Origin of the sequence: uncultured Georgenia sp. (genome assembly GCF_937958535.1) — a bacterium.
Classification (GTDB): domain Bacteria; phylum Actinomycetota; class Actinomycetes; order Actinomycetales; family Actinomycetaceae; genus Oceanitalea.
In genome coordinates, this window is record NZ_CALGNQ010000264.1 from 1 (window position 1) to 18481 (window position 18481).

Below are 18481 nucleotides of genomic sequence, written 5' to 3' on the forward strand. Positions count from 1 at the left end.
GAGCGCTCGGTGGAAAGTGGGCTCTCGGCGGGAAGTGGGCTGGGGCGCCGTCAGAGGCCGCCGCGGAGGGCGGCGACGGGCTCGAGGGAGGCCGCCTTGAGCGCCGGATAGGTGCCGGCGACCAGGCCGATGACGCCGCCGAGCAGCGCCGCGCCCCCGACGAGACGCAGGTCGAGGATCGGGGTCCACGCCTGCGCGATGCTGATCCCGACGACGGCGAAGGAACCCAGCGCAGCACCGATGAGCCCGCCGAGCAGGCCGATCGTCACGGACTCGAGGATGAACTGGGCGGCGATCTGCCGGCGGCTTGCCCCGAGCGCGCGCCGCAGGCCGATCTCCCCCACCCGCTCGATGACGCCGAGCAGGGTGACGTTGGCGATGCCCAGACCGCCCACGAGGAGCGCCACCCCACCGAGCGCGAGGAAGATCGCGTTGATGTCCGCCTGGACGTTCTCGCGCAGCCGGTTGCCCAGGCTGGGCGCCTGGACGCTGATGTTCTCCGGGTTGTTCGGCGCCAGCGCCACGGGCGCCTGCTCGCTGAGCAGCGGACCGGCGCCGACGGCGATCCGCACCTGCGCCTGGGACGGTGCGGTGAGGCCGAAGTCGGCGCGGGCGGTGCCGAGCGGGATGACCACGGCGTCGAGCACGTCGCGCCGTCGGGCCACGTCCTCGACGATGCCGATGACGGTGTAGGCCTCCTCGCCGATGAAGATCGACGGCTGGGAGTCCACCCGGTTGATCCCGAGCCGCTCCGCGGCCGCGGCGCCGAGCACGGCCACCCGGTCGGCGCGGGTGTCGTGGCCCGAGTCGAACATCCGGCCGGTGGCCAGGGTGCCGCGCAGGGCCGGCAGCAGCTGCTCCGAGCTCGCGACGATGTGCGGCTGCACCTGCGCCGCCGCGGCCGGGTCGACGAGCGGCACGGAGGTCACCCGGCGGTCCCCGGCGTCGACGTCGGCGAGGAGCACCGCGGCCTCGACCCCGTTGAGACGCCCGAGCCGCTCCGGGGTGTCCCACGGCAGGGCGACCCGGGCCCGGCTCGACCCGTCCGCCCCCTGTGTCGTGCCCGGCTCGACCACGGCCTGGGTGGCGGCGACGGCGTCGAACTGGCGGGCGATCTGCCCCCCGCCGGTCTGGGCCATCCCGATCGTCACGACGAGTGCGGCGATGCCGAGCACCGTGCCGAGGATCGTCAGGGCGAGCTTGCCCGGCCGCGCCCCGATGCCGTGCCCCGACTCCCGGAGGAGGTCGCGCAACCCGAAGCCCTTCACGCGACCTCCCGCAGGACGCCGTCGGTGATGCGCACCCGGCGTTGGGCGCGGGCGGCGACGGCGTCGTCGTGGGTGATGACGAGGAGGGTGAGGCCGTCGGCGTGGAGCTCGTCGAAGAGGTCGAGCACCTCGCGGGAGGTGGCGCTGTCGAGGTTGCCGGTGGGCTCGTCGGCGAGCAGCAACCGTGGCGAGGTGGCGACCGCGCGCGCCACGGCCACCCGCTGCCGCTCGCCGCCGGAGAGCGTGGTGGGCCGGAAGTCGATGCGGTGCTCCAGCCCGACCCGGCGCAAAGCCTGGTAGGACCGGCGCAGCCGCTCGCTGCGCGGGGTGCCCGAGTACATGGTGGCGAGCAGGACGTTCTCCAGCACCGTACGGTGCGGGAGCAGGTGGAATGCCTGGAAGACGAAGCCGATCAGCCCGCCCCGCAGGGCTGTGCGCTCCCGCTCCTCGGCGGTGTGGGTGGGGATGCCGTCGAGCCAGTACTCCCCGCTCGTCGGGCGGTCGAGCAGCCCGAGGAGGTTGAGCAGGGTCGACTTGCCCGAGCCCGAGGGCCCGACGATGGAGAGGTACTCCCCGCGCTCGACCCGCAGCGTCGTGGGGTGGAGGGCGTGGACGACGGGTGGCCCGGGGAAGGAGCGGGTCACCGCGCGCAGGTCGACCACGGGGCGGTCGGCGTGCGCGTCGTCCGGTGCGGCGGTGTCGTGCAGGTCCGTCACCGGCAGGGGCGGCCCGTTCACCCGCCCACCACCACGAGGTCGCCGACGCCGAGCTCGGCGGAGCGGACCTCGACGTAGCCGCCGGCGGTGAGGCCGGTCTCGACGACGACGATCTGGGTGCGTCCCTCGCCGCGGTCCACTTCCACCCGGCTCTCGCCGCCCGGGCCGGCGGTGAGCGCCGCGACCGGGACGGCGAGCACCTCACCACCCGTGGACTCCAGCGGGATCGTCACCCGCACGTTGGAGCCCACGATGGCGGCCCGCTGCTCCTCGGTGATCTCGACCGGCTCGAGCACGAGCCGACGCCGGTCCCCGCCGCCGGAGCCGCCGCCGTCGTCCTCGGAGCGTGCCGGGCCGGTGGTGATCTCGGTGACGGTGGCCGCGACCTCGGTGTCCCCGACGGTGAAGGAGGCGGCCATCCCCTCGGAGACGAGCGCGGCGTCCGATGCCGACACGCTCGCCAGCACCTGGAGGTTGGCGCCGGAGATCGTCAGGGCCTCCCCGGTGACGGTGGCACCCCGGCTGACGAGCACGGAGTCCACCCGGCGGGGCAGGGTGTCGACGTAGACGACCTCGGCGGCGGGCAGCGGTGTGCTTGCCGCCCGCCGGGCCTCCTCCACGGCGCGGCGGGCCTCGTCGACGGCCTGTGCCGCGGCGTCGCGCGCCGCGGTCTCGGCGGACACGTCCGGCGCGGACAGGGCCTCCTCGCGCTCGGCCCGGACGAGGGCGAGCTCCTCTCGGGCCTGGGTGACCGCCTCGGCGCCCTCGCCGCTGTCGATGGCGGCCTGGACGGCCCGCTCGGCCCGGGCGACCGCGGTGTCCAGCCGCAGCCGCTCGGACCGCGGCGGCCCGCCGCGGGCCCGGTCGAGCTCGGCCTGCGCCTGCGTCAAGCCCTCCTCGGCGGCGCGCAGGTTGTCCCGCGCGGCCTGGAGCATCTCCTCAGCGCCCTCCTCGGCGGTGGGTGCCGGGTAGCCGCTCTGCGCGTAGAGCGCGGCGACGGCGGAGGCGGTGTCGGCGTCGAAGACGTCGGAGCCGACGTCGCCGGGGTCGAGGTGGAGGGAGGCGAGCGCCTCCTTGAGCTGCAGGACGTCCGGGCCGGAGCTGCCGACCCGCAGGGTGCGGTAGACGGGCAGCTCACCGGGCAGCACGATGACCGGCCGGCCGGCGACCTCGAGCACGACGTCACCGGCGTCGACGACGTCGCCCACCTCCGGGACCTGCCCGGTGACGACGGGAGGCGCGCCGAGGTCGGCGGTCTCGACGCTCACCGGCACCGGGTCGTCGTACAGCGCGTCGCCGCGCAGCGTGAGGTCGGTGGTGAGCTCGCGTTGCTCGACCGGGACGGTGATGAGCCCGGCCTCGGGCGGGGCGGCCTCGGCGGCCCGCTGGGCGGGTGAGATGACGAGGTGGCTGAGCGCGACCCCCGCACCGAGGCTCACGACGGCGGTCGCGGCGATGGCCACGATGGTCCGGTTGGCGCGGGGCGGGCGGACGTCCGGCGGGACGTCGTCGAGGTCGTCCGGAGCGGCCAGGCCCGCGACCCCCAGCGCGTCGTCGTCCCGGCGGGGGCGGGCGGCGCGGACGGCGCGCCAGGTGACGCGTCGGGTCACGACTCCTGCCCGTAGGTCGCGACCAGCGCCTCGATGTCGCTCTGCCACGTCTCGAGGAACTTCTCCTCGTGCTCGAACTGGACCGCGAGGTACCGGGACTGGGTGCCGAGCTCCGCCTGGCAGGTGCTGTCGGCCACCGCCGTGGCGATCTCCCGCTCACGCAGCTCGGCGATGACGTCCTCGCCGATGAGGTCACGGACCGGGTCGGTGTTCGGGCCCATCGCGTCCCAGTCGAGGTTCTCCCAGTCGATCTGCGTCTCGGCCTCGGTGTAGAGCCGCTCCCACTCCTCGTAGAGCGGGGCGGCGGCATCCTCCGGGGCGGTCATCCCGTCGAAGCCGGCGTCGGCCATGCACGCGGCCCACTCGTCGTTGATCTCGGCGACCTCCGGGTCACGCTGGACGTCGTCGTAGAGCCGCTCGGCGGCGGCGAAGAGCTCGCTGAAGGCCGGGTCCTCCCACATGTCCTGCTCGTTGCCCTGGTCGTAGACCTCGTGCTGGGCGAGGCCGTAGCACCCGGCGTCCTCCCAGCTGTACTCCACGTCGACGTCCTCGACCCACTCGCCGTCGTCCTCGAACTCCTCCATGGGGCCGTGGAGGGCCTCGAAGTACGCCTCCTGCTCGGCGGGCGACATCGCCATGACGTAGTCGTCGTTCGGGTCGGCCCACTCCTCGACCGGCTCCTGCGGCTGCTCGTCGGCCCAGGGGTCGGTGGTGATGCCGTAGCCGTACTGCTCGGCCCACTCCGGGCTGCCCCAGTCGTCGTCCTCGTCCCACACGACGAAGGAGTCGTCGAACGTCACCGGGATGTACTCGAAGCCCTGCTCGGCCATGCAGGTGGCGATGATCTCCTGGACCTCCCGCTCCCGCTCGGCCATCTCCCGCTCCTGCTCCTCGGGGCTGAGGTCACCGCCGTAGAGGTCGGCGAGCGCCTTGCTCAGCGGGCTGTCCTCCCACGAGAGGTCCTCGGCCGGGGCGGCGTCCTGGCCACAGGCGGCAAGGACGGCGACGGCCAGCGCGGCGGCGGCTACGGGCAGGGGACGGCGCATCTCGGCTCCTCGGACAGGGGCCCGCTCCTGTCTCCGGCCCGCTGCGCCGAGACTATTGACTCAGCGCCGACCCGGAGTCGTCCCCAAGGATGATTTCTTCCCTGGCAAGTCACCTTTTGGTAACGGCTGACGACGGCTCCGGTCGGGGTGCCGTCTACAGTGGAGCGGTGACTGCCCAACCAGTGAAAGATGCGATCGTCTGGATCGACTGCGAGATGACCGGCCTGGACCTCACCCGGGACGCGCTCATCGAGGTCGCGGTCGTCGTCACGGACTCCGAGCTGCAGCCGGTCGACGCCGGGCTCGACCTCGTCATCGCGCCGCCGCCGGGCGCGGTGGAGCAGATGGTCGACGTCGTGCGCGAGATGCACACCACCTCGGGACTGCTCGAGGAGCTGGACTCGGGCCTGTCGCTGGAGGAGGCACAGCGGCGGGTGCTGGAGTACGTCCGCAGGTGGGTCCCGGAGGAGCGCAAGGCGCCGCTGGCCGGCAACTCGGTGGGCACCGACCGGGCGTTTCTCGAGCGGGACATGCCCGAGCTCGTCGCGCACCTCCACTACCGGATCATCGATGTCTCCTCGATCAAGGAGCTCGCCCGGCGGTGGTACCCCCGGGCCTACTTCCACTCCCCGGCGAAGCAGGGGGGGCACCGCGCGCTGGCGGACATCCTCGAGAGCATCGACGAGCTGCGCTACTACCGGGCGGCGCTGTGGCCGCAGGGCGAGGGCCCGGACACCGCCACCGTCAAGGCCGCGGCCGAGGCGGTGCAGGCGACCTCGACGGCGCTGACGATCGCCAGGCTGGCGGCGGAGGGCAGCGCGGCGAGTACGCCGGAGGGCAGCACCAGCGAAGGTGAGACACGCATCACCGCCTCCTGAGGCCTCCTGGTTCCCCACCACCGGCCCGGACGGGCTAGAGTGTGGGACTGCTGCGTCATTGCGGCGCGCATGGTGGGTGTAGCTCAGTTGGTAGAGCACCGCGTTGTGGTCGCGGGTGTCGCGGGTTCAAGTCCCGTCACTCACCCAGGGAGAACGAGGCCCGGGCTTCTGGTCCGGGCCTCGTCCGTTCTCCGGCCCGCCCGGGCCGGGCATGGTCCCCCCGCCGCGGACGAGGCGGCGGGCCCCTCCGCCGGAGACGGCCCGCCTCACCCGCCCACGTGACGGGAACGGCGACATCTCAGGCGAAGTCGAGACCGAGCAGGGCGTTCTCGGTGACCTCCGGCAGCGCCGGGTGGATCCAGTACTGCCCGGTCGCGACCTCACGCACGTCGAGGTCGAAGGCCATGACGGTGATCATCTGCTGGATCAGTGTGGCGGCCTGCGGGCCCATGTAGTGGGCGCCGAGGAGCCGGCCGGTCGCGCGGTCGGCGATGAGCTTGGCAAGGCCGGTGGTGTCCTCCATCGCCCAGCCGTAGGCGACGTCCCCGTACCGCTGCACCTTGACGGTGACGTCGTAGCCCTGCTCCCGGGCCTCCTCCTCGGTGAGCCCGACGCAGGCGACCTGCGGGTTGGTGAAGGTCGCCGACGGCACGTGCTCGTGCGGCAGCCGGCGCAGGTCGTCCGGGTGGAGCAGGTTGTGGCGCACGGTGCGCATCTCGGCGTTGGCGACGTGCTTGAGCATGTACGGGGAGGAGACGTCGCCCAGCGCCCACACGCCCTCGGCGGAGGTGGAGCGGCCGTACTCGTCGACGGCGACCCGGCCGTCCGGGGTCATCTCGATGCCGGCGGAGGCGAGGTCGAGCTGGTCGGCGTTGGGGACGCGTCCGGTGGCGACGAGCAGGACCTCCCCGGTGACGGTGGAGCCGTCGTCGAGCCGCACGCGCACCCCGTCGTCGGTCTCCTCGGCCCCGATCGCGGTGCGCCCGGAGACCACCTCGTAGCGCTGGGCGGCGAGCTCGTTGAACCGGTCGCGCAGGTCGGCGTCCAGACGCCGCAGCAGCGGGGAGCGGGAGACGATGGTGACCTCGGTGCCGAACGCCTCGAAGACGTGGGCGAACTCCATGGCGATGTACCCGCCACCGATGATGACGAGGGACCTGGGCAGCTCGGGCAGCCGCATGATGTCCTCGTTGGTGTGGTAGCGCACGCCCGAGGCGGCGATCGCCTCGGGGATGAAGGGCCGTGAGCCGGCGGCGATGACCACCTGGTCACCGGAGATGATCTTCTGCTCGGCCCCCTGGCCGGTGCGCAGGGTACGCTCCCCGACGAAGACGGCGTGCTGGTCGTAGACGTCGATGTTCGGGGTCTGCGGCCCGCGCCGGTACTCCTCGCCGCTGCGGGCGATCGGGTCCACCCGCTGGGCGAAGACGCGGTCCACGATGCTCGGCCAGTCGACGCAGACCTGCGCGTCCAGGCCCAGCCGGCCGGCCTGGCGGGCCTCCAGCGCGACGTCGGCGGCGTAGACGAACATCTTCGTGGGGATGCAGCCGACGTTGAGGCACGTCCCGCCGAAGGTGCCCTTCTCGACGATGGCGATCGACCGGTCGTCGAGCTCGGGTCCGGGGATCGAGTTCCCCGAGCCGGTGCCGATGATGACGAGGTCGTAGTGCGCGTCCACGGCGATGTCGGTCGCCGGGGCGTGCTCGTCCACCGCCGTGCCACGGGCAGCGCTGGTCATGGGGGCTCCAATCGTTCGTCGGCGCACGGTCGAGAACGGCCGGCACGGGCCCGCGCGGAGGTGGAGGTGTCCACGCTCGGGCGGCGGCCGTCTCCCCCGGCAGGGGTGCGCAGCCGGTCGTGGGGGATGCAGCGAGTCTAGGCCGGGTGGGGAGCCGGGACGAAACACCGCCGACCGTCGACGTTGACCGACGTGCACCGGTCCTGAACGCCGGAGGGGTACACACCCAGGACCGTCGCCGACGGTCCAGGAAGGACCACCATGTACGTCTACTCCCCCGAGTTCCTCGACGCCGAGGGCGCCTACCGGCGCGAGCAGCTGACCCGCGCCTGGCCGTCGCGACGGACGAGGCGGGCGAGACACCGACGGGCCGCACGACCGGAGCGCTCGAGCTCGGCCGCGAGGCCGACGACCTCCTCGCCGCCGGAGCCCGCGGCCCTGCCGGCGCCCGCACCTCCCGTCACCGCCGGCCCGCAGGCGGAGCGCACCCCGGTCCCGGCGGCGCACGTGTAGGCCGCGGGCGGGAGGACACGCCGGGCCGGGACGTCGTGCGTCGGACGCGCCGCGACGGGCCGGTCGTCCTATGCTCGCTGGGACCTCGGCGGCACGGGCGCACGGCGCCCGCAGGAACGGAAGGCGGATGCCATGGCCGGTGGCCTCGCCGCGCTGCTGGACGACATCGCCGCACTGGCCAAGCTCGCCGCCGCGTCGGTGGACGACATCGGTGCCGCAGCGGGACGGGCGAGCGCGAAGGCGGCGGGCGTCGTCATCGACGACACCGCGGTGACGCCGCGCTACGTCCACGGCTTCACCGCCGACCGTGAGCTGCCCATCATCCGGCGGATCGCCACCGGGTCGGTGCGCAACAAGCTCCTCTTCATCCTCCCGGCGATCCTGCTGCTGAGCCAGTTCCTCCCGTGGCTGCTCACGCCGATCCTCATGCTCGGCGGCCTGTACCTCAGCTACGAGGGGGCGGAGAAGCTCTACGAGTACGTCACCGGGCACCACAGGGAGCAGACGGCGGCGCCGGCCGCGGCCCGTGGCGCCGACCACGAACGGACGATGGTCAGCGGCGCGATCCGCACCGACTTCATCCTCTCCGCCGAGATCATGGTGATCGCGCTCAACGAGGTCGCCGCGGAGCCGCTGCTCAACCGGGCGCTCATCCTCATCGTCGTCGCCCTGGCCATCACCGCGCTCGTCTACGGCGTCGTCGCGCTCATCGTCAAGATGGACGACATCGGCCTGCGGCTCGCCGAGCGGGAGTCGCCCCTGTCGCAGCGGGTGGGGCGCATGCTCGTCCAGGCGATGCCGAAGGTGCTCGCCGTGCTCTCCGTCGTCGGGGTCATCGCGATGCTCTGGGTGGGCGGCCACATCCTGCTCGCCGGTGTGGACACGCTCGGGTGGCACTCGCCGTACGACCTCGTCCACCGCCTCCAGGAGGCCGTCACCGGCTCCCTGGGCGCGCTGAGCGGGTTCGTCACCTGGCTGGTCGACACGCTCGCCTCGGCGGTGGTCGGGCTCCTCGTCGGCGCTGCGGCGGTCGGCGTCATGCACCTCGTCCCGCGCCGGAAGACGTCCGGCGCGGGCCACTGAGGCCCCGCCGCACCGACGGCGGTGTGCCGGTGCCGGGACGACGCGTGAGCCCGCGGGTCACGCGGGGTCAGCGCCTGCCGAGGTACCCGTCGGGCGTCACGGGCAGGGCGCGCTTGTGCGCCGTGCGCCGGTACCAGCCGACGATCGTGGCCTCGTCCTCCGCGGGGACGTCCCTGCCCTCGAGGTAGTCGTCGACGACGTCGTAGCGCACGCCCAGCGCCTCCTCGTCGGGCAGCATCGGCTTGTCGGACTCGAGGTCGGCCGTGGGGACCTTGTTCACCAGCGCCTCCGGGGTACCGAGGTGCACCCCGATCTCCCGCACCCGGCGCTTGGGCAGCCCGAACAGCGGGGTGACGTCCGCGGCGCCGTCGCCGTACTTGGTGAAGAAGCCGACCGCTGCCTCGGCGGCCTGGTCCGTCCCCACGACGAGCATCCCGCGGGCGCCGGCGATGGCGTACTGGGCGGTCATCCGCAGCCGCGCCTTGACATTGCCCTTGTGGTAGGCGTCCCGGGCGTCGGTGACCGGGGTGGCCGAGGCGAGGATCTGGTCCCACAGCTCGTCGGTGGCCGGGCCGATGTCGACCGTCTCGACGACGTCGGGGGCGATGAACTCCACCGCGGCGGCGGCGTCCTCCTCGTCCTTCTGCACCCGGTAGGGCAGCCGGACGGCCACGAAGCGGGCCTCGCCGCCGGCCGCGCGGACACGTTCGCAGGCGAGCTGGCACAGCCGCCCGGCGACGGTCGAGTCGACCCCGCCGCTGATCCCCAGGACGAGCCCCTTGGCGCCGGTGTCCTGGAGGTAGCGGGCGAGGAAGTCGATGCGCCGTTCCGCCTCGGCGGCGGCGTCGAACGTGTCGGGGTCGACGACCTCGAGGGCGGCGATGATCTGCGACTGGAGCTGCTTGTCCGTCATTCCGCTCAATCTAGTGGTGGGGACCGCCGCAGTCCTGCCGGGGGCACGGCCGGTCGCTAATCTGGCGGGGGCGGCGGCACGGCAGCCGCCAGTGACCACACAGGAGGTGCTGCGTGACGGGGACGCTCAGCGGGACTCCCGGCGCCCACCCCGAGCTCGACGACCCACCCGCGGACCCGTTCGGGCTGCTGCGGGAGTGGGTCGCGGCCGCCGAGACCGCCGGGATCCCGGACACGCTCGCGGCCGCCCTGGCGACGGTCGGGGTCGACGGCGCCCCCTCCGTCCGCTTCGTCGCGCTCAAGGAGGTGACCGAGGCCGGCGTCGTCTTCGGCACGAGCACCGAGAGCCCCAAGGGGCGGGACATGAGCCGCGACCCGCGTGTGGCGCTGGCGGTGTACTGGCGCGACACCATGCAGCAGGTCCGCCTGACCGGACGGGCGCGCCCGCTCGACGACGAGGCGTCCGACCGCCTCTTCCACGCCCGCGTCCGGGCAGCCCAGGCCGCGACGATCGTCTCCCGGCAGAGCGAGCCGCTCACCTCCGAGCCCGCCCTGGCACAGCAGGCGGCGGAGCTGGAGCGCGGCACCGAGGAGCTGGTCCGGCCGGCCCACTGGCGGGCCTGGCTCGTCACCGCGCAGACGGTGGAGTTCTGGGTGGGCAGCACCGGGCGCCTGCACCGCCGCCTGGCCTACACGCGGACGGCCGACGGCTGGTCCGCCCGCCGCCTGCAGCCCTGACCCTGCGGCGGGCGGCGGGCCCGCCTACCGTGGGCGGATGGCCACGCCACCCGCGTCCCCGCTCGACATCGCCCTGCCCCACGGGCGGGGCCGCCGTGTGCTCGTCACCGGCGCCACCGGGTACGTGGGCGGGCGCCTCGTCCCCGAGCTCGTGGCGGCCGGCTTCACGGTGCGGGCGGGGGCCCGCGACCCGAGCCGGCTCGCCTCCCGGCCGTGGGCGCGCGACGTCGAGGTCGTCGAGGCGGACCTGCAGTCGCCCGAGCAGGTGCGGGACGCGATGCGCGACGTCCACACCGTGCTCTACCTCGTCCACTCGATGGGCGGCGGCCCGGGGTTCGTCGAGCAGGAGGCCGGGATCGCCCGGACGGTGGCCGAGGCCGCCGTGGGCGCCGGCGTGCGGCAGGTCGTCTACCTCGGTGGGCTCCACCCGGACAAGTCGCTCGCCGAGCTGTCGGACCACATGCGCTCGCGCGAGCAGGTGGCGCGGATCCTCCTCGACTCCCGGGTCCCGACGGTCGTGCTGCGCGCCGGCGTCGTCATCGGCTCGGGCTCGGCGTCCTTCGAGATGATCCGTCACCTCACCGAACGGCTGCCCGTCATGCCCGGCCCGCGCTGGCTGGACAACCTCGTCGAGCCGATCGCGATCCGCGACGTCCTGTACTACCTCGCCCACGCGTGCGCGCTGGACGAGCCGGTCGACCGCACCTTCGACATCGGCTGCGGCCGCCCCCAGCGCTTCCGCGAGCTGCTCTCCGACTACGCCGAGGTGGCCGGGCTGCGCCGGCGCCGGATCTACGCCCTGCCCGTCCCGGCACCCCGGCTGTCCGGCTTCTGGATCGGGATGACCACCCCGATCCCCCGCGGGCTGGCGATGCCGCTCGCCGCCTCGATGGCCGAGGACGCGGTCGCGCGCGAGCACGACATCGCCGCCCTGGTGCCCGACCCACCCGGCGGCCTGACGCCCTACCCCGAGGCCTGCCGGCGCGCCGTCGGCCGCCAGCTCTCCGGCGACGTCGCCCACACCTGGGACGACGACGTCACGACGACGGCGGACCCGGCCGACCCGCTCCCCTCCGACCCGCAGTGGGCCGGACACACCGTCTACACCGACGTGCGCGAGCGGGAGGGGGCAGCACCACCGAGCGCGGTGTGGCGGGTCATCGAGGGCATCGGCGGGAGCAACGGCTGGTACTCCGCTCCCCTGCTCTGGCGGGTGCGCGGGCTGCTGGACCAGGCCGTCGGCGGCTACGGGCTGGCGCGTGGGCGCCGCCGGCCCGACACCCTCGAGGTGGGTGACCACGTCGACTTCTGGCGGGTGGAGGCGGTCGAGCCCGGCCGGCGGCTCACCCTGCGCTCGGAGATGCGCACGTCCGGGCGCGCCTGGCTGGAGCTGTCGGTGGAGCCGCAGCCGGGTGGCGGGTCACGCTACCGGCAGCGGGCGGTCTTCTTCCCGCGCGGGGTGCCCGGGCGGCTCTACTGGGCGGCCGTGCTGCCCTTCCACGTACTCATCTTCCCGTCGATGGCGCGCAACATCCTGCGCGCCGCCGCCGGTGCGGCCGGGGCTGAGCGGCGGGCTCAGGCGTAGAAGCCCTCGCGCAGGTTGATGCCGTGCTCGACCCACACCTTGAGCGCGGCGAGCATCCCGGTCCAGCCCTCACAGTTGCCGAAGGCGTTGCGCGCTCCGTCCGGCGTCACCTGCCACGAGGACTCGGTGATCGTCACCAGGGTGCGGGTGTCGCCGTCGAGCGGCTCGAGCTCGAAGGTCACCCGGGTCATCCCGCGCTCGTCGGTGGTGGCCTGGCTGTCCCACTCGATGACGATGCGGCGCGGCTTGTCCGCCTCGACGACACGGACGGGGAACGGACCGGGGAAGTCGTGGAACTCCCAGGTGACCTCGGTGCCGGACTCCAGGCGTCCTTCGGCGCCACCGGTGGTGAAGTACCGGGAGATCTGTGCTGGATCGGCGATGGCCTCGTAGACCTCGGCGACCGGACGCGCGATGCGCCCCGAGACGGTGAACGTGAGCTCGGACAGGTCGGTGGCTTTCATGTGATATTTTTACAACATGTCTGTCGGGCGGGTCAACGGGTCGGACGACGACGACCGTGTCTTCAAGGCGCTGGCCTCCCCCACGCGCCGGCGCATCCTCGACCTGCTCAAGTCCGGCACCCGCACCACCGGTGAGGTCTGCGCCCACTTCCCCGAGCTCGACCGCACGACCGTCCTGCAGCACCTGCGCGTGCTCGAGCGGGCCGAGCTCGTCACGGGCCGGAAGGTGGGACGGGAGCGGCACCTCGCGCTCGCCCCGCTGCCCATCAAGCGCATCCACGACAGGTGGATCGGCCAGTACGCCCGTGCCGCGGTCGAGCTGCTCGCGGACCTCGACCGCGGGTGAGGGTCGGCGGCCGGCCTGCACGCCCCGCCGCCGTCGGCCGACAATGGCCCGATGCCGCTCCTCACCGTGGGCCACGGCCCGCTCGACCGCGCCGGGCTCGCCGCCCTGCTCACCGCGGCCCGCATCGGCCTCGTCGTCGACGTCCGCCGCTTCCCGGGCAGCCGCCGCAACCCGGACGTCAAGCGGGAGGCGCTGGCGCAGTGGCTGCCCGAGGAGGGCGTGCGCTACCGCTGGGAGGAGCGCCTGGGCGGCCGGCGCCGGCTGCCCGCCGACTCACCCGACACGTGGTGGCAGGTCGAGGCCTTCCGTGCCTACGCGGCCCACACCCGCACGCCGGAGTTCGGTGACGCGCTCGACCAGGTCGCCGCGGAGGCGGCGGACACCCGGGTGGCGGTCATGTGCTCGGAGTCGGTGTGGTGGCGCTGCCACCGCCGGATTGTCGCCGATGTCGCGACACTGGTGCTGGACCTGCCCGTCCACCACCTCATGCACGACGGCCGCGAGCGCCTCCACGAGCCCGCGGAGGGTGCCCGGCTGAGCGACGGCCTCGTCGTGTGGGACGGCGGTCAGCGGCGGTCGTAGGTGAGGACGAGGTTCCCGCTCGGGAACGCCCGCACGTCGGTGAGGTCGAGCTCGGCGGGGGCCAACGCTCCCCCGGCGAGCATCGGGTGCCCGGCGACCACCGGCGTCAGGACGACGACGGCACCGGGTGAGCGCCGTCGTCGTCCTCGCCGGGGTCACTTCTTCTGCACCGTGATGGACCACTCCGCGTCGCCGATGCGGCGGTAGTCGGTCACCGGGTAACCCTCCTGCGCCGCCCACCGGGGGATGGCGTCGGTGGCCTGGGTGCAGTCGAAGTTGATGGTGAGGTAGTCCCCCTCGGGAAGGGAGGCGATGGCGTCCTTCGCCTCGACGAGGGGGAAGGGGCAGACCTGTCCGGAGGTCTCCAGGGTGATCGGCACGGGTGCTCCTTTCATCAGGCGTCCACGAGGGACGGGGTGGCGGTGCGCTGCGCGGTCGGGCGGTGGCGCAGGATGAAGATGTGGGTGGCGGCGCCGGTGCCGAGCACCATGAAGCCGAACGACAGCCAGCCCTGGTAGGAGAACTGGGCGGTGTTGACCATGGCGTTGCCGATGGTGCAGCCGCCGGCCAGGGCGGCGCCGACGCCCATGAGCGTGCCGCCGGCGATCGAGCGGACCATCGTCGTCGCGTCGGGGACGCGCAGGCGGAACTCGCCCGAGCCCTTGGCGGCGACGTAGGCCCCGAGGAGGATGCCGAGGATGAGGTAGACGCCCCAGTCGACGAGCTCGACGTCGCCGGTGACGAGGAAGGTCACCAGGTTGGCCGAGGGGGTGGTGATCCCGAGCCCGGCGGGTCGTCCGGCGGCCGTGCTCAGCGGCCAGGCAGCGATCGCGATGACGCCGATGACGACGGCTGCCGTGAAGGCGTGCCAGGGCTTGTCGAAGAGCAGGTGGGCGAGCCCGCGGCGGCGCGGGGGCAGGGTGGCGAGCTTCGGCTCGGCCGCGATGTGCCGTGACGCGGCGTACCCGACGGCGAGCACGAGCACCGCGACCAGCCACCACGGCGAGATGCCGAGCGTCTCGTGGATCGACGTGAGCCCGACGGTGTGGGAGCGGGCTGCGGCGGTGAGCTCGGCGAAGGCTCCGTACTTCATCACGGCGGCGGAGCCGGCGTAGCAGACGAGCGCGAACCACGAGCCGATGAGGCCCTCGCTCGAGCGGTAGAAGGTGCCGGTCGCGCACCCGCCGGCGAGGACGATCGCGAAGCCGAAGACGAAGGCGCCGACGATGGTCGCGACGGGCGCGAGCTCGCGAGCACCGAGCTCGATGACGCCGAGGGCGTCGAGGGCGAAGACGCCGATGCTCTGGACGGCGATGACGATGAGGAACGCGGTGATCCAGCGCGTGTTGCGCCCGATCCACACGTCTCGGAAGGCACCGGTGACGCAGAAGCGTCCCCGTTGCATGGCGAAGCCGAGTGCTCCGCCGACGGCAAGTCCGGTGAGGACCATGAGGTGTACCCCTGTGCTCAGGTTCGACAGATCGGGCCCGGTGCGGCAGCGCACGCGGGCAGGCATCGCCCGGGATACCCGGGGACGGACGAGAGGTGGCGAGGTGCGATGGGCCGGCGCACCACCGGGGTCGGTTGCTCGAGCCGTCAGGCGAGCATCACCGACACTCGCCGGTACACAGGTGGTCGGCGGTCGGGCGCGGCAGGTGCGTCGAGCGTCGCGTCATGGTTCCCCCCTGGTCCGGTCGGACGACGAGCGACGACGCTAGGGAGCCGGACGGGGCCGGTCCAGCACCGTCCGCTGCGTGAGACGGACCACAGCGGGGTGTCCGGTGGGTGGACGGCGTCCGTCGACCGGGACCGCCGGTCGACGGTCGGACCCCGCAGGGGCGACGGCCGGGCCGGGCCTCCCGGGTCGACAGCCGGGCCAGGCCTGTTTGCGTCGACGGCCCGGGCCCGCCGGGGCGACGGCCGCCGAGGGGACGACGGCGCCGCCGGCGGGGCGCCGATGTCAGTCGCGCTCGACGCGCCGGACCTCTCCGGTGGCGACCTCGACGTGCACCTCGGCATCGTGCTCGATGCTGACCTCCCAGACCGGGGTGCCGTCCTCCGCGTCGAGGTCGACGTCCTCGAGCACGCCGTCGACCTCGGCCAGCGCCGTGCGGATCGCGTCGGCGAGGGTGATGCCCGCGGCGGCGAGCGCGGCACGCTCGTCGGGGTCGAGGTCGTCGTCGCGGTCCGTGCCGAGCACCTCGGTACCGGCGAGGTCGACGCGGACGTCGACCTCCTCCTCGCCCACGGCGACCGAGACCTCCCAGCCCCCGCCGTGGTCGTCCTCGCGGTCCACCTCGAAGGCGGTGCCCCCGGCCTCGGCCTCGGCGAGCCCGATCGCGGCGTAGACGTCGCCGGCGGTGTCCGGCGAAGCGGACGGGCCGTTCGTCGCCGCGGCGTCCGTGGCAGCGTCGGTGGCGGCGTCCGTGGCGACGTCGGTGCTGTCGGTGCCGCTGGTGATCGCGGGCCGGCTCTCCGGCGGGGCATCCTCGCCGCACGCGGCCAGCGGGAGGCCGAGCGCGAGCAGGGCGAGGGCGGTGGCCGCGGTGCGGGTCGAGGTACGCATACCCCCGATCCTCACCCCGGGACCGGGTGATGACCACATCGCAGAGCCCTTCATGGGAGGACTCTCACGACCGTCTCAGCGGGCTCTCATCCTCACCAGAAGGCGCGGGAGGCGATGGCGTCGGCGAAGTTCTCCAGTCCGTTCTCGGTGGTCCCCAGGTAGAGGGAGGCGTCGACGAGCGAGACCTCCATGACCCGCGGGTGACCGTTGTCGCCGTCGACCATGTCGATGCGGCAGAACAGCAGCTGGGCGTCGCGGCCCATGCGCGACTTGATGTACCCGTGGATCGCGGCCCGTGCCAGCTCCCCGAGCCGCAGCTCCTGCTCGGTGGCCTCCCGGGCGCCCACGAGCTCCTCCGACACGGTCCCCGGTGAGGCGAGGGGGCCGTGGAGCATCGCCTTCTTCTCCACGGTGTGCGAGAGCACCCCGTTGAGGTAGATGAGGGCGGTCTCGCCGCGCTCGTCGACCGACTGGACGTACCGCTGCACCATGACGGCCCGGCCGTCCTGGAGCAGGCGGTAGGCGTGCTGGATGGCCTCCATGCGCGACTTGGCGTCACGCGCCGTGAAGCGGCCGGTGTCACGGGCACCGGAGGAGACCGCCGGCTTGACGACGAAGTCGCCGAGCGAGGGGAAACGGGTGTGGACCTGGTGCTTGGTCAGGCCGGCGTCCGGCTCGAGCCACACCGTCTCGATCGTCGGCATGCCGCGCTCGCCGAGCTCGCGGAGGTAGTGCTTGTCGGTGTTCCACTCCACGACGTCGGCGTTGTTGAGCAGCTTGGGGATCTGGCGGGTCCACCGCAGGAAGTCGTCGCGGCGCGCGGCGTAGTTGTGCACCGCCCGCAGCACGACGATGCCGGCCTCGGACCAGTCCACCGACTCGTCGTCCCACGCCGCGACGCGTGGGTCGATGCCGCGGTCTGCCAGGGCGTCCGGGAGTCCTTCCTCACCGGGGTGCAGGCCCGGGTGGTCCAGGCAGGTTGCGAGAGTCACACGTGGCTTCGACACGTTCCCCAACTTATCCGAAAGGGCGAGCCTTCCCGGCCGGCTCGGACCGCCGGTGACACTCGTCACGATGGGGCCTCCATGGTGCTGCGAGCCCTTCGGCGGTGGTAACGTTGGGGACTGCCGCACGCGCCATTAGCTCAATTGGCAGAGCAACTGACTCTTAATCAGTGGGTTCTAGGTTCGAGTCCTAGATGGCGCACCACCAGCCGCCTCCACGTGTGGAGGCGGCTTTTTCGTGTCCTCGGCGGGAGGTGCCATGCTGGGCGCCGAACCACCGACGAGGAGGACCCCGTGCCCCAGCTCGCCCCCGGCGACACCGCGCCCGACTTCACCCTGCCGACGGCCGACGGCTCCCCGGTCAGCCTCGCCGGCCTGCGCGCCTCGGCGGAGAAGGGCGTCATCGTCTACTTCTACCCCGCCGCCTCCACACCCGGCTGCACCACCCAGGCCTGCGACTTCCGCGACAGCCTGGCCGCGCTGCAGGCCCGCGGGTACGCCGTCGTGGGCGTCTCACCGGACGAGCCGGCCAAGCTCGCGACGTTCGCGCAGAAGGAGTCGCTGACCTTCCCGCTCGCCTCGGACGTCGACCACGCGGTGAGCGAGGCCTGGGGCGCCTGGGGCGAGAAGAAGAACTACGGCCGGACGTACACCGGCCTCATCCGGTCCACCGTGGTCGTCGACCCACAGGGCACGGTCACCCTCGCCCGGTACAACGTCAAGGCGACGGGACACGTCGCCCGGCTGCGCCGGGAGCTGGGTGTCGACTGACGAGCACCGGTCACCCGGCCCTCTAGGCTGGTGACCGACGCGCGAGTGGCGTAACTGGCAGCCGCGCCAGGTTTAGGTCCTGGTGTCCTTCGGACGTGCGGGTTCGAGTCCCGCCTCGCGCACGAGACGACCGCGAACCTTCTCGGCGTCCGGCTAGAGGTACTCCTCGGCGTCGTCGCCGGAGAACTCCAGGCGTACCTCGAGCCGTGCCCGCATGAGCTCGTAGTCCGCCGCCAGCTCGTTGCGCCACGTGGGACGATGCTCCGTCGTCCCTCGCGCCACACGGCGATCCGCTCCGGCGTCCCTGACCGATGTGGTGGTCGTCCGCTCCCCGCTGGACATGGGTGACCCCCTCCGCCCGTCGTCGACACCGCCCGATGTCGACGACACCAGTCTCCAACCGGGCGGGAGGACACACCAGTCGGCGGCCCTCCTCCCTTCGTCGGGTTGTGGCCGCAGGAGGTCCTCCCGAGGCACGGCAGGGGTCTGCCCACGCGGGGTTTTCCTCGCTTTACCAACGGTTCGCGCGCTCCCGACTACACTGTCCCGAGCCCCGCCGCGGCGCGGTGCACACGCGCGACCGACCCACCACGGAGACACCAATGAGCGGACTGGCCTCGGACGACATCACCCCCTGGCTGCCGCCGGAGGACCTGGACCG

19 protein-coding genes and 3 tRNA genes are annotated in these 18481 nt (G+C 73.2%); 10 read left to right on the forward strand and 12 right to left on the reverse strand.

Annotation, left to right across the window (positions count from 1 at the left end; genetic code table 11):
• Positions 1–50: 50 nt before the first annotated feature.
• From Q0195_RS14325 to Q0195_RS14340, 4 genes are read right to left on the reverse strand one after another with little or no spacing between them, the layout of a single operon-like run.
• Complete coding sequence (locus tag Q0195_RS14325; protein WP_299279726.1) at positions 51–1268, reverse strand: ABC transporter permease; 1218 nt, start codon at positions 1266–1268, stop codon at positions 51–53.
• Positions 1265–1984 (reverse strand): ABC transporter ATP-binding protein, encoded by a 720-nt coding sequence (locus Q0195_RS14330; RefSeq protein WP_299279759.1) that lies wholly within the window; start codon positions 1982–1984, stop codon positions 1265–1267. Before Q0195_RS14330 ends, Q0195_RS14325 begins: the two co-directional genes overlap by 4 nt.
• 17 nt (positions 1985–2001) lie before the next feature.
• On the reverse strand, positions 2002–3594 hold the full coding sequence (locus Q0195_RS14335) for a hypothetical protein (RefSeq protein WP_299279728.1): 1593 nt from the start codon (positions 3592–3594) through the stop codon (positions 2002–2004).
• The gene (locus Q0195_RS14340; protein ID WP_299279730.1) at positions 3591–4640 is read right to left on the reverse strand and encodes a hypothetical protein; all 1050 of its coding nucleotides are present in this window, start codon (positions 4638–4640) and stop codon (positions 3591–3593) included. The genes Q0195_RS14335 and Q0195_RS14340 overlap by 4 nt, the downstream gene beginning before the upstream one ends.
• A gap of 167 nt (positions 4641–4807) precedes the next feature.
• On the opposite strand from Q0195_RS14340, the gene orn reads away from it, so the two are divergent.
• Positions 4808–5518 carry an oligoribonuclease gene (orn, locus tag Q0195_RS14345; protein WP_299279732.1) on the forward strand — a complete coding sequence of 237 codons (711 nt, stop codon included), beginning with the start codon at positions 4808–4810 and terminating at the stop codon, positions 5516–5518.
• Between the two features lie 72 nt (positions 5519–5590).
• Positions 5591–5663 (forward strand) — tRNA-His (locus tag Q0195_RS14350).
• A gap of 153 nt (positions 5664–5816) precedes the next feature.
• On the opposite strand, the gene mtr is transcribed toward Q0195_RS14350, so the two are convergent.
• The gene (mtr, locus tag Q0195_RS14355; RefSeq protein ID WP_299279734.1) at positions 5817–7256 is read right to left on the reverse strand and encodes a mycothione reductase; all 1440 of its coding nucleotides are present in this window, start codon (positions 7254–7256) and stop codon (positions 5817–5819) included.
• A gap of 645 nt (positions 7257–7901) precedes the next feature.
• Between mtr and Q0195_RS14360 the strand changes: the two genes are divergently transcribed.
• Positions 7902–8852: a DUF808 domain-containing protein gene (locus Q0195_RS14360; protein ID WP_299279736.1), complete on the forward strand. Its 951-nt coding sequence runs from the start codon at positions 7902–7904 to the stop codon at positions 8850–8852.
• A 67-nt stretch (positions 8853–8919) separates the two neighbouring features.
• On the opposite strand, the gene nadE is transcribed toward Q0195_RS14360, so the two are convergent.
• Positions 8920–9765 (reverse strand): ammonia-dependent NAD(+) synthetase, encoded by an 846-nt coding sequence (gene nadE, locus Q0195_RS14365; protein ID WP_299279738.1) that lies wholly within the window; start codon positions 9763–9765, stop codon positions 8920–8922.
• A 113-nt stretch (positions 9766–9878) separates the two neighbouring features.
• Between nadE and Q0195_RS14370 the strand changes: the two genes are divergently transcribed.
• Positions 9879–10502, forward strand: a complete 624-nt coding sequence (locus Q0195_RS14370; RefSeq protein ID WP_299279740.1) for a pyridoxal 5'-phosphate synthase — start codon at positions 9879–9881, stop codon at positions 10500–10502.
• 37 nt (positions 10503–10539) lie between these two features.
• Entirely contained in the window at positions 10540–12087 is a 1548-nt protein-coding gene (locus Q0195_RS14375; RefSeq protein ID WP_299279742.1) for an SDR family oxidoreductase, read from the forward strand.
• On the opposite strand, the gene Q0195_RS14380 is transcribed toward Q0195_RS14375, so the two are convergent.
• The gene (locus tag Q0195_RS14380) at positions 12078–12551 is read right to left on the reverse strand and encodes an SRPBCC family protein (protein ID WP_299279744.1); all 474 of its coding nucleotides are present in this window, start codon (positions 12549–12551) and stop codon (positions 12078–12080) included. The two genes, Q0195_RS14375 and Q0195_RS14380, sit on opposite strands and share 10 nt — an antisense overlap.
• 16 nt (positions 12552–12567) lie before the next feature.
• On the opposite strand from Q0195_RS14380, the gene Q0195_RS14385 reads away from it, so the two are divergent.
• Positions 12568–12897, forward strand: a complete 330-nt coding sequence (locus Q0195_RS14385; RefSeq protein WP_299279746.1) for a metalloregulator ArsR/SmtB family transcription factor — start codon at positions 12568–12570, stop codon at positions 12895–12897.
• 51 nt (positions 12898–12948) lie between these two features.
• Positions 12949–13479: a DUF488 domain-containing protein gene (locus tag Q0195_RS14390; RefSeq protein ID WP_299279748.1), complete on the forward strand. Its 531-nt coding sequence runs from the start codon at positions 12949–12951 to the stop codon at positions 13477–13479.
• A 155-nt stretch (positions 13480–13634) separates the two neighbouring features.
• Here the strand turns inward: Q0195_RS14390 and Q0195_RS14395 are convergent, their stop codons facing one another.
• From Q0195_RS14395 to Q0195_RS14410, 4 genes are all read right to left on the reverse strand, one after another.
• A complete protein-coding gene (locus tag Q0195_RS14395) occupies positions 13635–13859 on the reverse strand; it encodes a sulfurtransferase TusA family protein (RefSeq protein ID WP_299279749.1) in 225 nt (74 codons plus the stop codon).
• Positions 13860–13873: 14 nt separating this feature from the next.
• The gene (locus Q0195_RS14400; protein ID WP_299279750.1) at positions 13874–14929 is read right to left on the reverse strand and encodes a YeeE/YedE family protein; all 1056 of its coding nucleotides are present in this window, start codon (positions 14927–14929) and stop codon (positions 13874–13876) included.
• A 510-nt stretch (positions 14930–15439) separates the two neighbouring features.
• Entirely contained in the window at positions 15440–16045 is a 606-nt protein-coding gene (locus tag Q0195_RS14405; protein ID WP_299279752.1) for a PepSY domain-containing protein, read from the reverse strand.
• 92 nt (positions 16046–16137) lie between these two features.
• Complete coding sequence (locus Q0195_RS14410; RefSeq protein WP_299279754.1) at positions 16138–17037, reverse strand: hypothetical protein; 900 nt, start codon at positions 17035–17037, stop codon at positions 16138–16140.
• A 141-nt stretch (positions 17038–17178) separates the two neighbouring features.
• Here Q0195_RS14410 and Q0195_RS14415 point away from each other — a divergent pair.
• The 3 genes from Q0195_RS14415 (at position 17179) to Q0195_RS14425 (ending at position 17942) form a co-directional block, all read left to right on the forward strand.
• A tRNA-Lys gene (locus Q0195_RS14415) sits at positions 17179–17254 on the forward strand.
• A gap of 89 nt (positions 17255–17343) precedes the next feature.
• Positions 17344–17820 carry a thioredoxin-dependent thiol peroxidase gene (bcp, locus tag Q0195_RS14420; RefSeq protein ID WP_299279755.1) on the forward strand — a complete coding sequence of 159 codons (477 nt, stop codon included), beginning with the start codon at positions 17344–17346 and terminating at the stop codon, positions 17818–17820.
• A 39-nt stretch (positions 17821–17859) separates the two neighbouring features.
• Positions 17860–17942 (forward strand) — tRNA-Leu (locus tag Q0195_RS14425).
• 31 nt (positions 17943–17973) lie between these two features.
• Here Q0195_RS14425 and Q0195_RS14430 read toward each other — a convergent pair.
• The gene (locus Q0195_RS14430; RefSeq protein WP_299279757.1) at positions 17974–18102 is read right to left on the reverse strand and encodes a hypothetical protein; all 129 of its coding nucleotides are present in this window, start codon (positions 18100–18102) and stop codon (positions 17974–17976) included.
• Between the last annotated feature and the right edge of the window lie 379 nt (positions 18103–18481).

Coding starts and splice junctions, on each gene's coding strand:
- Q0195_RS14340 (WP_299279730.1), bottom strand. CDS start 4,640: ATGCGCCGTCCCCTGCCCGTAGCCGCCGCCGCGCTGGCCGTCGCCGTC.
- mtr (WP_299279734.1), bottom strand. CDS start 7,256: ATGACCAGCGCTGCCCGTGGCACGGCGGTGGACGAGCACGCCCCGGCG.
- Q0195_RS14360 (WP_299279736.1), top strand. CDS start 7,902: ATGGCCGGTGGCCTCGCCGCGCTGCTGGACGACATCGCCGCACTGGCC.
- nadE (WP_299279738.1), bottom strand. CDS start 9,765: ATGACGGACAAGCAGCTCCAGTCGCAGATCATCGCCGCCCTCGAGGTC.
- Q0195_RS14375 (WP_299279742.1), top strand. CDS start 10,540: ATGGCCACGCCACCCGCGTCCCCGCTCGACATCGCCCTGCCCCACGGG.
- Q0195_RS14380 (WP_299279744.1), bottom strand. CDS start 12,551: ATGAAAGCCACCGACCTGTCCGAGCTCACGTTCACCGTCTCGGGGCGC.
- Q0195_RS14385 (WP_299279746.1), top strand. CDS start 12,568: ATGTCTGTCGGGCGGGTCAACGGGTCGGACGACGACGACCGTGTCTTC.
- Q0195_RS14390 (WP_299279748.1), top strand. CDS start 12,949: ATGCCGCTCCTCACCGTGGGCCACGGCCCGCTCGACCGCGCCGGGCTC.
- Q0195_RS14400 (WP_299279750.1), bottom strand. CDS start 14,929: ATGGTCCTCACCGGACTTGCCGTCGGCGGAGCACTCGGCTTCGCCATG.
- Q0195_RS14405 (WP_299279752.1), bottom strand. CDS start 16,045: ATGCGTACCTCGACCCGCACCGCGGCCACCGCCCTCGCCCTGCTCGCG.